This is a genomic window from Sphingomonas changnyeongensis (assembly GCF_009913435.1).
Classification (GTDB): Bacteria; Pseudomonadota; Alphaproteobacteria; order Sphingomonadales; family Sphingomonadaceae; genus Sphingomonas_B; species Sphingomonas_B changnyeongensis.
The window spans coordinates 2005806-2019699 of the sequence record NZ_CP047895.1 but is presented as its reverse complement, the minus strand read 5'-3'; the positions used below and the strand labels follow the sequence as shown (position 1 = coordinate 2019699).

14 protein-coding genes and 1 tRNA gene are annotated in these 13894 nt (G+C 68.4%); 3 read left to right on the top strand and 12 right to left on the bottom strand.

Going from position 1 to position 13894, the window contains the following annotated elements:
- Positions 1 to 59: 59 nt before the first annotated feature.
- The 6 genes from clpX to GVO57_RS09945 all read right to left on the bottom strand — a co-directional run bounded on the left by clpX (position 60) and on the right by GVO57_RS09945 (position 7073).
- Positions 60 to 1322, bottom strand: coding sequence for an ATP-dependent Clp protease ATP-binding subunit ClpX (clpX, locus tag GVO57_RS09970; protein ID WP_160593016.1), 1263 nt, complete (start codon positions 1320 to 1322; stop codon positions 60 to 62).
- A gap of 263 nt (positions 1323 to 1585) precedes the next feature.
- Positions 1586 to 2236 carry an ATP-dependent Clp endopeptidase proteolytic subunit ClpP gene (gene clpP / locus GVO57_RS09965; RefSeq protein ID WP_160593015.1) on the bottom strand — a complete coding sequence of 217 codons (651 nt, stop codon included), beginning with the start codon at positions 2234 to 2236 and terminating at the stop codon, positions 1586 to 1588.
- A 245-nt stretch (positions 2237 to 2481) separates the two neighbouring features.
- Positions 2482 to 4062, bottom strand: a complete 1581-nt coding sequence (gene tig, locus GVO57_RS09960; RefSeq protein WP_160593014.1) for a trigger factor — start codon at positions 4060 to 4062, stop codon at positions 2482 to 2484.
- Between the two features lie 63 nt (positions 4063 to 4125).
- Positions 4126 to 4210: transfer RNA gene (locus tag GVO57_RS09955), tRNA-Leu, on the bottom strand.
- 125 nt (positions 4211 to 4335) lie between these two features.
- The gene (locus tag GVO57_RS09950; RefSeq protein WP_160593013.1) at positions 4336 to 5562 is read right to left on the bottom strand and encodes a pyridoxal-dependent decarboxylase, exosortase A system-associated; all 1227 of its coding nucleotides are present in this window, start codon (positions 5560 to 5562) and stop codon (positions 4336 to 4338) included.
- Positions 5559 to 7073, bottom strand: a complete 1515-nt coding sequence (locus GVO57_RS09945; protein ID WP_160593012.1) for an AMP-binding protein — start codon at positions 7071 to 7073, stop codon at positions 5559 to 5561. Before GVO57_RS09945 ends, GVO57_RS09950 begins: the two co-directional genes overlap by 4 nt.
- A 52-nt stretch (positions 7074 to 7125) precedes the next feature.
- Here GVO57_RS09945 and GVO57_RS09940 point away from each other — a divergent pair, with 52 nt between their 5' ends.
- A complete protein-coding gene (locus GVO57_RS09940) occupies positions 7126 to 8148 on the top strand; it encodes a GNAT family N-acetyltransferase (protein WP_160593011.1) in 1023 nt (340 codons plus the stop codon).
- Positions 8149 to 8182: 34 nt separating this feature from the next.
- Positions 8183 to 8452: an acyl carrier protein gene (locus tag GVO57_RS09935; RefSeq protein ID WP_160593010.1), complete on the top strand. Its 270-nt coding sequence runs from the start codon at positions 8183 to 8185 to the stop codon at positions 8450 to 8452.
- A gap of 103 nt (positions 8453 to 8555) precedes the next feature.
- Here the strand turns inward: GVO57_RS09935 and trxB are convergent, their stop codons facing one another.
- From trxB to GVO57_RS09920, 4 genes are all read right to left on the bottom strand, one after another.
- Positions 8556 to 9518 carry a thioredoxin-disulfide reductase gene (trxB, locus tag GVO57_RS09930; RefSeq protein ID WP_160593009.1) on the bottom strand — a complete coding sequence of 321 codons (963 nt, stop codon included), beginning with the start codon at positions 9516 to 9518 and terminating at the stop codon, positions 8556 to 8558.
- Positions 9519 to 9643: 125 nt separating this feature from the next.
- Entirely contained in the window at positions 9644 to 9997 is a 354-nt protein-coding gene (locus GVO57_RS09925; protein WP_160593008.1) for an ArsC family reductase, read from the bottom strand.
- Positions 9998 to 10092: 95 nt separating this feature from the next.
- Positions 10093 to 10215 (bottom strand): hypothetical protein, encoded by a 123-nt coding sequence (locus GVO57_RS15270; RefSeq protein ID WP_268830427.1) that lies wholly within the window; start codon positions 10213 to 10215, stop codon positions 10093 to 10095.
- Between the two features lie 2 nt (positions 10216 to 10217).
- Positions 10218 to 11003: an NAD(P)H-binding protein gene (locus GVO57_RS09920; protein ID WP_233281326.1), complete on the bottom strand. Its 786-nt coding sequence runs from the start codon at positions 11001 to 11003 to the stop codon at positions 10218 to 10220.
- Positions 11004 to 11174: 171 nt separating this feature from the next.
- On the opposite strand from GVO57_RS09920, the gene GVO57_RS09915 reads away from it, so the two are divergent.
- Positions 11175 to 11540: a winged helix-turn-helix transcriptional regulator gene (locus tag GVO57_RS09915; protein WP_160593006.1), complete on the top strand. Its 366-nt coding sequence runs from the start codon at positions 11175 to 11177 to the stop codon at positions 11538 to 11540.
- A gap of 97 nt (positions 11541 to 11637) precedes the next feature.
- Here GVO57_RS09915 and guaA read toward each other — a convergent pair whose 3' ends face one another.
- Together guaA and GVO57_RS09905 are read right to left on the bottom strand one after the other, a co-directional pair.
- Entirely contained in the window at positions 11638 to 13197 is a 1560-nt protein-coding gene (gene guaA, locus GVO57_RS09910; protein WP_160593005.1) for a glutamine-hydrolyzing GMP synthase, read from the bottom strand.
- Positions 13198 to 13270: 73 nt separating this feature from the next.
- Entirely contained in the window at positions 13271 to 13810 is a 540-nt protein-coding gene (locus GVO57_RS09905; RefSeq protein WP_160593004.1) for a hypothetical protein, read from the bottom strand.
- Positions 13811 to 13894 lie beyond the last annotated feature (84 nt).

Below are 13894 nucleotides of genomic sequence, written 5' to 3'. Positions count from 1 at the left end.
GGCCCGGCAGGGCCGCCTCCATCATGCCGCCGGCCCTGGCGGGCCGGATGCGGACAGGATCAGGCCGCGCCGGTTTCCTTCTTCGCGGCATAGACGCGGACCGGCTCCTTGCGGCCCTCGACCACGTCGCGGTCGACCATCACCTCGTCGACCCCGTCCATCGACGGCAGGTCGAACATCGTGTCGAGCAGAATGCCCTCGAGGATCGAGCGCAGGCCGCGCGCACCGGTCTTGCGCATGATCGCCTTTTTGGCGACCGCCACCAGCGCGTCGTCGGTGAAGCTCAGCTTCACATCCTCCATGTCGAACAGCTTCTGATACTGCTTGACCAGCGCATTCTTCGGCTCGGTCAGGATCTTGACCAGCGCATCGACGTCCAGGTCCTCGAGCGTCGCAATCACCGGCAGACGGCCGACAAACTCCGGGATCAGGCCGAACTTCAGCAGATCTTCCGGCTCGCACTGGCGCAGCACCTCGCCGGTGCGGCGCTCCTCGGGCGCGGCGACGAATGCGCCAAAGCCGATCGACTTGCCCTGCAGACGGTCGCCAATGATCTTTTCCAGCCCCGCAAACGCCCCGCCGCAGATGAACAGGATGTTGGTCGTGTCGACCTGCAGGAACTCCTGCTGCGGATGCTTGCGCCCGCCCTGGGGCGGCACGCTCGCCGTCGTGCCTTCCATCAGCTTCAGCAGCGCCTGCTGCACGCCTTCGCCCGACACGTCGCGGGTGATGGACGGATTCTCGGCCTTGCGGCTGATCTTGTCGATCTCGTCGATGTACACGATGCCGCGCTGCGCCCGCTCGACATTATAGTCGGACGCCTGGAGCAGCTTCAGGATGATGTTCTCGACATCCTCGCCGACATAGCCGGCCTCGGTCAGCGTCGTCGCGTCGGCCATGGTGAACGGCACGTCGAGGATGCGGGCGAGCGTCTGGGCGAGCAGGGTCTTGCCGCAGCCGGTCGGCCCGACGAGCAGGATGTTCGACTTGGCGAGTTCGACATCGGCACCCTTCGCGCCGTGCGCCAGCCGCTTGTAATGATTGTGCACCGCGACCGACAGCACGCGCTTTGCCTGCTTCTGCCCGATCACATAATCATCGAGCACGTCGCAGATTTCCTGCGGGGTCGGCACGCCGCCATCCTTCTTGGACACCAGGGCGGATTTGGTTTCCTCGCGGATGATGTCGTTGCACAGCTCCACGCATTCATCGCAGATGAACACGGTCGGGCCGGCGATCAGCTTGCGGACCTCATGCTGCGATTTGCCGCAGAACGAGCAATAGAGGGTGCTCTTGGAGTCCCCGCCGCTCAGTTTCGTCATACATCATCCTTCGGGCCAAAACTGGCCGCTTGCGCAGGCGGCATGTTAGCCACCTCTTCGATAAAACCACAATGCCCAATGTTCGGGGCCGAATGTTCGGGGCCGAATGTCCGGCCCCGTTCCCGGCACCTCTGCCAGCCGATCCGCTGCCACGTAGGCAGGGTGCCGCACCCGGATGCCGGGCCGGAAAGCCTCCGCCCCGCGCAGGGGTGCCGGTCCGGGCATCGCGGCCCGGCGGCGCCCCATGGCCGGGGCGGCGGCGGTCAGGCGGCCGCCTGACCCGGCTCTTCCGCCGGGCTCGGTCGCTTGTCGAACACCTGGTCGATCAGCCCGAACGTCTTGGCCTCGTCGGCCGACAGGAACTTGTCGCGCTCCATCGAGTCGTTGACCACCTCGATCGGCTGGCCGGTATATTTGGCATAAAGCTCGTTCATCCGCGCCCGGATGCGCAGGATTTCCTTTGCCTGGATCTCGATATCGGTCGCCTGGCCCTGCGCGCCGCCCGAGGGCTGGTGGATCATGATCCGCGCATTGGTGAGCGCGATGCGCATGCCCGGCTCGCCGGCTGCCAGCAGGAAGCTGCCCATCGACGCCGCCTGGCCGATGCACACGGTGTTCACCTTGGGCCGGATATACTGCATCGTGTCGTGGATCGCCATGCCCGCCGTCACCACGCCGCCCGGCGAGTTGATGTACATGTAGATGTCTTTCTTGGGATTTTCCGATTCAAGAAAGAGCAGCTGGGCGGTGATCAGCGAGGCCATATTGTCCTCGATCGGGCCGGTCACGAACACGATCCGCTCGCGCAGCAGCCGCGAGAAAATATCGAAGCTGCGCTCGCCGCGGTTCGACTGCTCGATAACGATCGGAACGAGCGCGTCGTGGATCTGGCCGTTCGAGAACGGGTTGTTCATGTGAAATGCGTCCTTGGACTGAAGGTCGTTAGCCGGTCCTACATCGGAGGAAAGGACCGCACGTTCAAGCCCCCCTTGCCGCTGCGCCGCTCGCCAAATGGTAAAGGGCCGCTTGCCAGCGCCAAAATCATCCCCCCGAAACGGCAAAGGCGCGGCCACCGCCCCGATGGCGATGGCCGCGCCCTTCATCCCTGACCGGCGGGGCGATATCCGCGCCCCGCGGTCAAACAGCAGTGCCGGAGCGGTTACTCCGAAGCCGCCTTGCGCGTGCGCTTCGGCTTGGCGGGCGCTTCGGCGGCGGCATCGTCGCCCTCGGCGGCGGTCGCCTTCTTGGCCGCTGCCTTCTTGGCGGGCTTGGCCGGCGCGTCTTCGCCCTCAGCCGCTTCGGCCTTCGCCTTCTTGGCGGCGGGCTTCTTTGCAGGCTTGGCGGCGCCATGGTCATGATCATGGTCATGATCATGGTCATGGCCGCAATCCGGACCATGGAAGTGACCGTCCTCGTCCGCCTCGATCTCGGCCTGGATCGCCTCGCGGGTCACTTCACGCTCGGTGATCTCGGCCTTCGAGAACAGGAAGTCGACGACCTTGTCCTCATAAAGCGGCGCGCGCAGCTGGGCGGCGGCCATCGGGTCCTGCTGGACGAACTGGATGAAGCGCTGCCGGTCTTCCGGGCGATACTGCTGCGCGGCCTGGGCGATCAGGCGGTTCATTTCCACCTGATTGACCTCGACGCCATTGGCCTGGCCGATTTCCGACAGCAACAGGCCCAGGCGCACGCGGCGCTCGGCGATGCGGCGATAATCGTCGCGGTCCTTTTCCATGTCGGCGCGCGCGGCTTCCGGGTCGGCCTCGTGGCTCGCCTCATGCTCCAGCTGCGCCCAGATCTGACCGAACTCGGCCTCGACCATCGACGGCGGCACGTCGAAATCGTGCGAAGCGGCGAGCTGGTCGAGCAGCTTGCGCTTCATATGGGTGCGGGTCAGGCCGTTATGCTCCTGCTCCAGCTGGCCCTTGATCAGCTCGCGCAGCTTGTCGATGCCTTCCAGGCCGAGCTGCTTGGCAAACTCGTCGTCAAGCGCGGTTTCCTTGGGCGCGCGGACCTTCTGGACGGTGACGTCGAAGGTCGCGTCGCGGCCGGCCAGGTGCGCGGCACCATAATCGGCCGGGAACGTGACGTTCAGGACACGCGCATCGCCGGCGGCGGCGCCGATCAGCTGGTCCTCAAAGCCCGGAATGAACTGGCCCGAACCGATTTCGAGCGAGATGCCCTCGCCCTTGCCGCCTTCGAACGGCACGCCGTCCAGCTTGCCCTCGAAATCGATGACCAGCAGGTCACCGGTCGCAGCCGGGCGGCCGGCATCGTCTTCCTCATAGCTCTTCGAGCCGGCGGCGATACGGCCGAGCGTCTCGTCGATCTGTTCGTCGGACACCGGCACCACCAGCCGCTCGAGCTTGAGCCCGTCGAGCGCCGGCACGGTGACGACCGGCAGCACTTCCAGCGACACCTTCACCTCGGCGTCCTGGCCCGGGCCATAGCCCTCGCCCAGCTCGACCTCCGGGCGGGTGGCGGGGCGCAGACCCTGCTCGGCGATCAGCTGCTGCACGCCTTCCTGGATCGTGGTCTCGAGCGCCTGCTGCTCGAGCGCCGGCCCGTGCATCTTGCGAACGAGATTGGCCGGCACCTTGCCGGGGCGAAAGCCGGGCATGCGGATCTGCGGCGCGACCTTCTTCAGCTCGCCATCCACCCGCGATTCGATCTCGGCGCGGCTGATCGTCAGCGTGTAGGCGCGCTTGAGGCCCTGGTTCAACGTCTCGACAGTCTGCATCTCGTCTCGTTCGCCTTCTTGCACGTTCAGGAGGAGGCCGGCCTTTCACCATGAACTGGAAACTGGTGCGGGCGAAGGGACTCGAACCCCCACATCTTGCGATACTGGAACCTAAATCCAGCGCGTCTACCAGTTCCGCCACGCCCGCGGCCGGACCGCCGGTCGGCGGCGTCTATAGCAAGCGGGGGTCGAAGGGCAACCCATTACCCGCGCGCCGCCCGACGGCGGCTGGAAAACCGCACATCCGCCCCCGCTGTCGAACGGCCAGCCGCGTCAGACCAGCAGCTCGGCCGCAGCACCCTGAGCCAGGAACGCCGCCGGGCTGGCGCTCGCGCCATAAGCCCCGGCGCAGAACAGCGCGACGACATCGCCGACCTGCGCCTCGGGCAGCGCCAGCTGGTCGCCCAGCCGATCGAGCGGCGTGCACAGGCAGCCGCACACCGTCGCGACCTCGGTCGCCGGCGCGCCGATCCGCCCGGCGATGGCGAGCGGATAATTGCGCCGGACGACGGTGCCGAAATTGCCGCTCGCCGCCAGCTGGTGGTGCAGGCCGCCATCGGTGATCAGGAACAGCTGGTCATGGCTGGTCTTGCGGTCGACGATCCGCGTCAGATAGACCCCCGCCTCGCCGACCAGCCAGCGCCCCAGCTCGAGCGCGAAGCGTGCGTCGCCAAGCACCGCCGGGCGCGCCGCCACCGCTTCGACCAGCGCCGCGCCGATCGCCTCGACATCAAGCGCCACATCGCCCGAAAAATAGGGAATGCCGAACCCGCCGCCCAGATTGACGAGCGGCGGCGACGCCTCTGCCGCCTCGGCAAGTGCTGCGGCAAGCGCGATCCCCGCCGCCTGCGCCTCGATCAGCGCCGCGGCATCGAGCGACTGCGACCCGGCATAGATGTGAAAGCCGCGCCAGTCGGCCCCCGCATCCACCAGCCGCCGGACCAGCGGGACCGCGCGCGCCGCATCGACGCCGAACGGCCGCGCGCCGCCGCCCATCCGCATCCCCGAACCGCGCAGCTCGAAATCGGGATTGACCCGCACCGCCAGGCGCGGCCGCACACCCAGCCGCGCGGCGATGGCGAGCGCGCGTTCGGCCTCGGTTTCGGATTCAAGATTGATGGTGACGCCGGCCAGAATCGCCGCCTCAAGCTCGGCATCGCGCTTGCCGGGGCCGGCAAAGCTGATGCGGTCGCCCATAATCCCGGCGGCTTCGGCGATGCGCAGTTCGCCGGCCGAGGCGATATCGATGCCGTCGACCTGAGCGGCGATGCGCGCAAGCAGCCCGGCATGGGGATTGGCCTTCATCGCATAATGGATGTCGATGCCCGGCATCGCGGCGCGCAGCCGGGCGATGCGCCGGGCGACCGCGCCCGAATCATACACGAAAAGGGGCGTCTGCCCGGCGGCCTCGATCAGCGCGTCATAGGGCTGGCCGGCGATCAGCAGCCGTCCGTCCGCATCGGCGGCATAATCGGGGGGAATGGGACCGGCAGGCTTCATGGCGCCAGTTCGGCCTTCAGCCCTGCCCGGTCAAGCTTGCCATTGGGGGTGCGCGGCAGGGCGGCGCGCCAGACGATGCGGGCGGGCTGCATGAAACCGGGCAGTTCGCGCTTCAGATGCGCGCGCAGCGCCGCCTCATCGCCGCCGTCGCCCGCCGCGACCAGCAGCACCGCCTGGCCCAGCCGATCATCGGCGATGCCCAGCGCCACCGCCTCATTGGTCGTGCCGCTGGCGACCGCCGCCTCCTCGATCTCGGTCGGGCTGATGCGGTTGCCGGCCGATTTGATCATCTCGTCCGCGCGGCCGACGAAGCGCAGCAGCCCGTCGGGCCCGCGCACAACGGTATCGCCCGACCACACGGCCAGCCCGGCACCACCGGCCAGGGGGCGAAACCGCTGGGCGGTGCGCTCGGGATCGCGCCAATAGCCGGCGGCGACCAGCGGCCCGGCATGGACCAGCTCGCCCGGCTCGCCGGGGCCGGCGGGCAGCCCGTCGGGGCGCAGCACATGCAGCTCGGCAAAGGGGATCGGCCCGCCGATCGCGGTCGGATGTTCATCGATCAGCCGGGGATCGAGATAGGTGGACCGGAACGCCTCGGTCAGCCCGTACATCGCATAGAGATCGGCCTGAGGCGCAAGCGTGCGCAGCCGCCGGACCAGCGGCTCGGTCAGCGCGCCGCCGCTGTTGGTCAGCCGCCTGAGCGTCGCGGTCTCCGACCAGTCGCCCTCGACCAGCTGCACCCAGAGCGGCGGCACCCCGGCAAGCGTGGTGATGCGGTGACGGCCGACCGCGCGCAGCACGTCGCGCGGGGTCAGATAATCGAGCGGAACCACCGTCCCCCCGGCGAGCCAGGTCGAAAAAAGCTGGTTCTGGCCATAATCGAACGCGAGCGGCAGCACGGCCAGCGTGCGGTCATCGGCAGCAAGACGCAGATAATGGGCAACCGCCACCGCCCCCAGCCACAGATTGGCATGGCTGAGCATCACCCCCTTGGGCCGCCCGGTCGATCCCGAGGTGTAGAGGATCGCGGCGAGCGCCTGCGGATCGGCTGCCGAGGGCCCAAGCGCCCGTTCGGGCAACGCCACATCGCCGTCCAGCATCATCCGGCATCCCGGCGGGACATCGCCCGGCATCAGGCTGTCCGCCCGCCCCGCCCCGGTCAGCAGCAGCACCGCCCCGCTATCGGCCAGGATATGCGCGACCTGGGCGCGCTTGAGCAGCGGGTTGACCGGCACATGCACGGCCCCGGCGCGCGGCGCGGCGAGCGGCAACAGGCAGGTCCACAGCCCCTTGGGCAGCCAGCTCGCCACCCGGTCGCCGGGCGCGACGCCCTGTTCGACCAGCCAGCAGGCCAGCTGCCCGACCAGCCGGTCGAGCGCGTCATAACCGATTTCGCGCTCGCCAAGCACCAGCGCCGGGCCGGGCCCGCCACGGGCGGCGGCCAGCAGAATATGGTCGATCGGGCGCGGATTCGGATCAGGCTCTTGCACGCCGTCTCCTTTCTCGGACATGGGGGAGCCTCTCAAGGGGGATTCCGGTCTCAGCCGCGCGGGAAGCAGCGATTTGTGGGTCAAGGGTGAATATTATGATTCGCTTGGGCCGGTCGAGACGATCGCGCGCGGCGCCCTTGGTGCGTCCGCACGCCCCTGGCCCTTCGACCGGCTCGACTGGCTGAAGGCCGCCGCCGCCGGGCTGGATGCGCCGCCGCTGATCGTGCGCGCGCGCAGCGAGGGGGTGGATGGCTGGCTGATGCTTGCCCCCACGGGGCGCGGGCGGTTCCGCACGCTGGGCGCGGACCATGCCCATCGCACCGCCCCGATCTTCACCGGCCCCGCCGACGGCATGCATCGCCGCCGCCTGCTGCGCGCGATCGCGACGCGGCTGCGCGGCGCGGCGCTGGGCGTGACCGAGATCGCGCTCGGCCCGCTCGACCGCGCCGATGCCGGCGAGGTGGCGCGCGCCTTTTCGCGCTGCGGCTGGGTGGTGGCGGCACGCGCCCTGCCGCCGCGCTGGCGCAGCGAGACCGCCGGGCACAGCTTTGACGACTATTGGGACGCGCGCAGCCAGAGCCTGCGCACGCGGATCGAACGCGCCGCCGCGCGCGCGCCGCTCGACCTTGAGGTGTCGACGGTGCTCAGCCCGGCGCTCTGGGACGAACTGGCGCAGCTGACCCCGGAGGCGGACGGGCCGTTCCACCATTTTGCCGCCGCCGAGAGCGCGGCGGGCACGCTCAGGCTGGCGGTCGCGCGGTGCGGCGACACGCCGATCGCGGCCCAGCTGTGGACGGTGTCGCACGGCATGGCGGTCGCGCATCTCCTTGCCCAGTCGCGCGCGCACAAGGCGCTGTCGCCGGGCGCGCAGCTGGCAGCGACGATGGTCCGCTATCTGACCAATGTCGATCATGTCGATGCGATCGAATGGGTGCCGGGCCATGGCTGGTGCGCCGAATGGGCGGAACAGGCGGTGCCGCGGGTCGCGCTGCGGCTGCTCAACCCCCGCCGCGCGGCGGCCTGGCCCGCGACGGCACTCGCCTTGATGTCCGGCGGGCTGACGTCCAGCCTTGTCCGCCGCCCCGCGCTCGATTAGCCACCGGCCGTCGCCAGGCTTTCGGAGAAAAGCATTGCAGTCGGAACACTCGTCCAACATCGATCAGGTGCTGCGCGCCGTTCTCGTTGAAACGCTCGGTCTGCCACAGGCGCGGGTTGCCGGTTTTGACGCCGAAACCGGCCTGTTCGGCGCACTGCCCGAACTGGATTCGATGGCGGTCGCCGAGTTTCTGACCGAGATCGAGGATCGCCTGGGCGTGGTGATCGAGGATGACGAGGTCGATGGCGACATGCTGGCGAGTTTTGGCAGCCTGAGCGCCTATCTCGCCCGCAAGCTCGGCTGAACGGCGGGGGCGCCGCTGCGGCGCCCCGGCCAGAGCGTTTTCAAGCCGGGTGGACGCACCCGGCGGCTCGGAAAACGCGGTAAAACGGCAACCGGAAGCCGCCTCAGGCCGCGCGGCTTGCCGCGAACTCGGCCTCGGCCAGGAAACGTTCGGCGTCGAGCGCGGCCATGCAGCCGGTGCCCGCCGCGGTCACCGCCTGGCGGTAAACCTTGTCCATCACGTCGCCACAGGCGAACACGCCCGGCACCACGGTGCGCGTCGAGCCCGTTTCGACCGCCAGATAACCGTCGCTGTCGAGCGGCAGATGCCCGGCGAATAGCTGGGTCGCCGGCTGATGACCGATGGCGACGAACGCGCCGTCCGCCGCGACATGGCTGATCTCGCCGGTCACCGTGTCCTTGAGGTCGACGCCCACCAGCCCCGCCGGCTCGCCGCCCGCCACGAAGCGTTCGACCGTCTTGTTCCACAGCACGCTGATGCGCGGATTGGCGAACAGCCGCTCCTGCAGGATCTTTTCAGCGCGCAGCGAATCGCGGCGGTGGATCAGCGTGACATCGGGGCTGTGGTTGGTGAGGTAGAGTGCCTCCTCCACCGCGGTGTTGCCGCCGCCGATCACCACCACCTTGCGCCCGCGATAGAAGAACCCGTCACAGGTCGCGCAGGCCGAAACCCCGCGCCCGGCCAGTTCCTGCTCGCTCGGCAGCCCCAGCCATTTGGCCTGAGCCCCAGTTGCGATCACCAGCGTCTCGCCCTCGTAAACGTCGCCGCTGTCGCCGGTCAGCCGGAACGGCCGGCGCGACAGATCGACCCCGGTCACGATGTCGGTGATCATCCGCGTGCCGACATGTTCGGCCTGTTTCTGCATCTGCTCCATCAGCCAGGGGCCCTGGATGACATCGGCAAAGCCCGGATAATTCTCCACATCCGTGGTCGTCATCAGCTGGCCGCCGGGCTGGATGCCCTGGACGACGATCGGGCTGAGCCCGGCGCGCGCGCCATAGATGGCGGCCGACAGACCGGCCGGGCCGGAGCCGAGGATGAGCATCTTGGTGTGGTGGACGGTCATGCTTGTTCGCGATTCTCAAATGGGGTGTTTGGCCGCCAGATAGGGACGACCGCGCCGCGCTGCAAACGGATCGGCGCGGGGCTTGAGGCTCAGGCGGGGCCGGAGGCTCAGGCGGGGCCGGAGGCTCAGCCGCCCGTCAGCACCGCGAACCGCTCGGGCGAAAACCCGGCGAGCAACTGCCCGCGCCCTTCGACGACGGGTCGGCGAATGAGCGAGGGGTTGGCGATCATCAGCGCGATCGCCCGCGCCTCGTCCAGCCCCGTCCGCTCGGCCTCGGGCAGCTTGCGGAACGTCGTGCCCTGGCGGTTGACCAGCGCCTCCCACCCCAGCGCCGCGACCCAGCGCCGGAGCGCCGCTTCGTCGACCCCGGCCTTTTTGTAATCATGAAAGCGATAGGCGATCCCGGCAGCATCGAGCCACGCCCGCGACTTCTTGACCGTATCGCAATTGGGGATGCCGTAAACGACCAGTTCCGTCATGACGCGCCCGTTCCTCCTCCTCGATCCTGCAAATCGGCCCTGGTCAGGTGGAACCACCGGGTTTTGCCCGGCCTGGCCAGCACCGCGCCTGCACCTCAGCCTTTGCGCCCTGTTCCGATATTGATGTCGGCACGGAAATCCGAGCGGAAATTCTCACGCCCGGCTGGCTGCTGCCGCAGTCCGGCCGGGCGCGCCCGTTGTTCCTCTTCGATGTGCATGATCACGGGATTGCGGCGTCGAGCATCCGGGCCAGCGAGGTTGTCGGACGGCCGATCAGCGTCGAGAGCGTTTGCGTGTCGTCATGCAGCCATCCGTCAGCCGCCTTCTGATCGACATCGACAAGCAGCGTTGCAAACCCTGCCGGCAGACCGATCTGTTCGAGAAGCGCCTGATAGGCGGACGGCGGCAGATCCTGATAGGGCAGGTCGCGGCCGATCCGGCGCGAAACCGCCGCCGCCAGCTCGGCAAGCGTGAAGCCTTCGTCGCCCGCCAGTTCATAAACCTGCCCGGCATGGTCTGCCGACGCGGCGACGATCGCCAGCGCGTCCGCATAGTCTTGCCGCGCTGCCGGTGTGAACCGGGCATCCCCGGCCGCGCCGTAAAGCGCACCGGCGGCGATGGCCCCGCCCAGCGGGGCCGTCCAGTTTTCGGTATACCAGCCGTTGCGCAGGATCGTGGCGGGAATGCCCGACCGGGCGATCAGCCCTTCGGTGTCCCGGTGATCCTGCGCGATCAGCAGTGGGGACCGGTCCGCCTTCAGGATCGAGGTGTAGACGATCCGCCCGACACCGGCGGTGCGCGCGGCATCGATCACATTGGCGTGCTGGCCGACACGGTCGTCAAAGTCGCTGGACGAAATCAGCACCAGCGTGTCGACGCCCTCCAGGCCAGGCACAAGTGTTTCGACCGCCTTGTAATCGAACCGGCGGCTGGCAACGCCGAGATCGGCCAGCTTTGCCGGATCGCGGGCCAGAGCGACCAGCCGGTCGGGCGGGCACAGGGTCATCAACCGGGTCAGGGCAAGGCGTCCGAGATGTCCGCTGGCACCGGTCATAGCGATGGTCATGTCGTCGTCTCCAAAAAGGGGTGGTGACGGCGAGATAGGCCTTCTCTAACCTTCCGGAAGTACGCACATAAATGTAAGTATCAAAATCTCCCGCCAACAGGGCTGCCGACCATGACCGACGACCGCACACCCGATGTCATGAACCCGAAATGCCCGTCGCGGCTGATGCTCAATCACGTCACCAGCCGCTGGGGCGTGCTGGTCCTGATCGCCCTGCTCGACGGAACATTGCGCTTCGGTGCCCTGAGGCGGCGGATCGGCGGGGTGTCCGAACGGATGCTGGCGCAGACGCTGCGCGTGCTGGAACAGGACGGGCTGGTGACGCGGACGGCGCATCAGACGATCCCGCCGCATGTCGACTATGATCTGACCAGCCCGGGGATCGAAATGGCGCACGCGGTCAGGGCGCTCGCCGACTTTGTCGAACGCCATCTGCAATCACGGGAAAGTAGCGGCGGAACGTCAGCCGGGGACTGACGATCGCACAGACGAGCGCCGCCGTACGGAAGGACGCCTCAGGGACGGATCATTTCGAACAGCGCGGCGCAGGCAGGACGCGCCACGGTCCGATCCGTCACTCCCACTCGATCGTGCCGGGCGGCTTCGACGTGAAGTCGTAGACGACGCGGTTGATGCCCTGCACCTCGTTGACGATGCGGGTGGCCACGCGCGCGAGGAAGGCGGCGTCGAACGGATAGATGTCGGCCGTCATCCCGTCGACCGAGGTCACGGCGCGCAGCGCGCAGACATGTTCATAGGTGCGGTGGTCGCCCATCACGCCGACGGTGCGGACCGGCAGCAGCACGGCAAATGCCTGCCAGATCGCATCGTACAGCCCGGCATTGCGGATTTCTTCCAGATAGATGGCGTCCGCCTTGCGCAGAATGTCGCACTTGTCCTTGCTGACCGCGCCGGGAATGCGGATCGCCAGGCCCGGCCCCGGAAACGGGTGGCGGCCGACGAACACGTCGGGCAGCCCCAGTTCGCGGCCGAGCGCGCGGACCTCGTCCTTGAACAGCTCGCGCAGCGGCTCGACCAGCTTCATGTTCATCCGCTCGGGCAGGCCGCCGACATTGTGGTGGCTCTTGATCGTGACCGACGGGCCGCCGGTGAAGCTGACGCTCTCGATCACGTCCGGATAGAGCGTGCCCTGGGCGAGGAAATCGGCCCCGCCGATCTTCTTGGCCTCGTCCTCGAACACGTCGATGAAGGTCTTGCCGATGAACTTGCGCTTCGCCTCGGGATCATCGAGCCCGGCCAGACCCGACAGGAACAGGGTCTCGGCGTTCACATGGACGAGCGGAATATTGTAATGGCCACGGAACAGGCTGACGACCTGATCGGCCTCGCCCTGGCGCATCAGGCCATGGTCGACGAACACGCAGGTCAGCTGATCGCCGATCGCCTCATGGATCAGCACCGCCGCCACCGCCGAATCGACGCCGCCCGACAGGCCGCAAATCACCCGCCCCTGCCCGACCTGGGCGCGGATCTCGGCGATCTTGGTCTGGCGATATTCGGCCATCGTCCAGTCGCCGGCGCAGCCGCAGATATGGCGCGCGAAGTTGGCGAGCAGCTTGTGGCCGTCGGGCGTGTGCACCACCTCGGGATGGAACATCATCGAATAGAAGCGCCGCGCCTCGTCAGTCGCGATCGCATAGGGCGCGCCTTCGGAGCGGGCGACGACGCTGAACCCTTCGGGCAGCGCCTCGACCCGGTCGCCATGGCTCATCCACACCTGATGGCGTTCGCCTTCCGACCACAGGCCGTCGAACAGCGCGCTGCGCCCGACCACCTCGATGAACGCGCGGCCGAATTCGCGGTTTTCAGACGGCGCGACCTGCCCGCCCAGCTGATGCGCCATCGTCTGCTGGCCATAGCAGATGGCGAGGATCGGCAACCCGGCCTCGAAGAAATGCTGCGGCGCGCGCGGGCTGTCGTTCCACATCACCGATGACGGGCCACCCGACAGGATGATGCCCTTGGGCGCCAGCCGCTCAAAGGCGGCGGCGGCGCTGTTGAACGGCGCGATCTCGCAATAGACGCCGGCCTCGCGCACGCGGCGCGCGATCAGCTGCGTCACCTGGCTGCCGAAATCGACGATGAGGATGGAATCGTGGGGCTGGCTTTCCATGGCCGGCTGATAGGGGACGAAGCCGGGGTGAAAAGCCCCCAACACCGTGCCGGGGTGGACTGCCTGCCCGCGTTCAGCGCCGGGCGACGAAATCGCGCAGGGTCACGTCGACCACCTCGCCGCCCGCAATCGTGCAGCGAAAGCTCATTTCGCGCCCGCGCGGCGCGCGCCAGCTGTCGCGCAGCTCGATCACGCCTTCGACGCCCCAGCCACTTCCGCCGGCACCGCTGCCTCCGGGCCGGGCACCATCGGCACCGGCAACCGGCCAGACCCGGTTGATCTGCCGGACGCTCGCCAGCCGGGCGATCGCATAGCCTTCATCCTCGGCGGCAAGGGCGCAGGCCTCGGCTGCGTCATCCTCGGTCATCACCGGCGGCGGCCCGCCTGCGCCGCGTGCCTCGGCTCCGCGCGCGTCCTCATAACCCTGCCGCGCACCGCGCGCCGCTTCGCGGGCGGCGGCGCGCATCTCGTCGGCCGCGCGCTCGGCCTGCACCGCAGCCTCGCCGACCGCCCGGCCCAGCTCGCGCGACAGCCGGGGATCGACCGCCTGCGCCGAAACGGGACCCGCCAGACCGACGCCCGCCGCGACCATCGCCAGCACCAAAGTCTTCATCGCACCCTCATCCCGGCTGACTGCCACCATGACGGGCTGGGTAGCGGGATGCGGCTGACCCGGCGATGAACCGGGCCGGGGCGG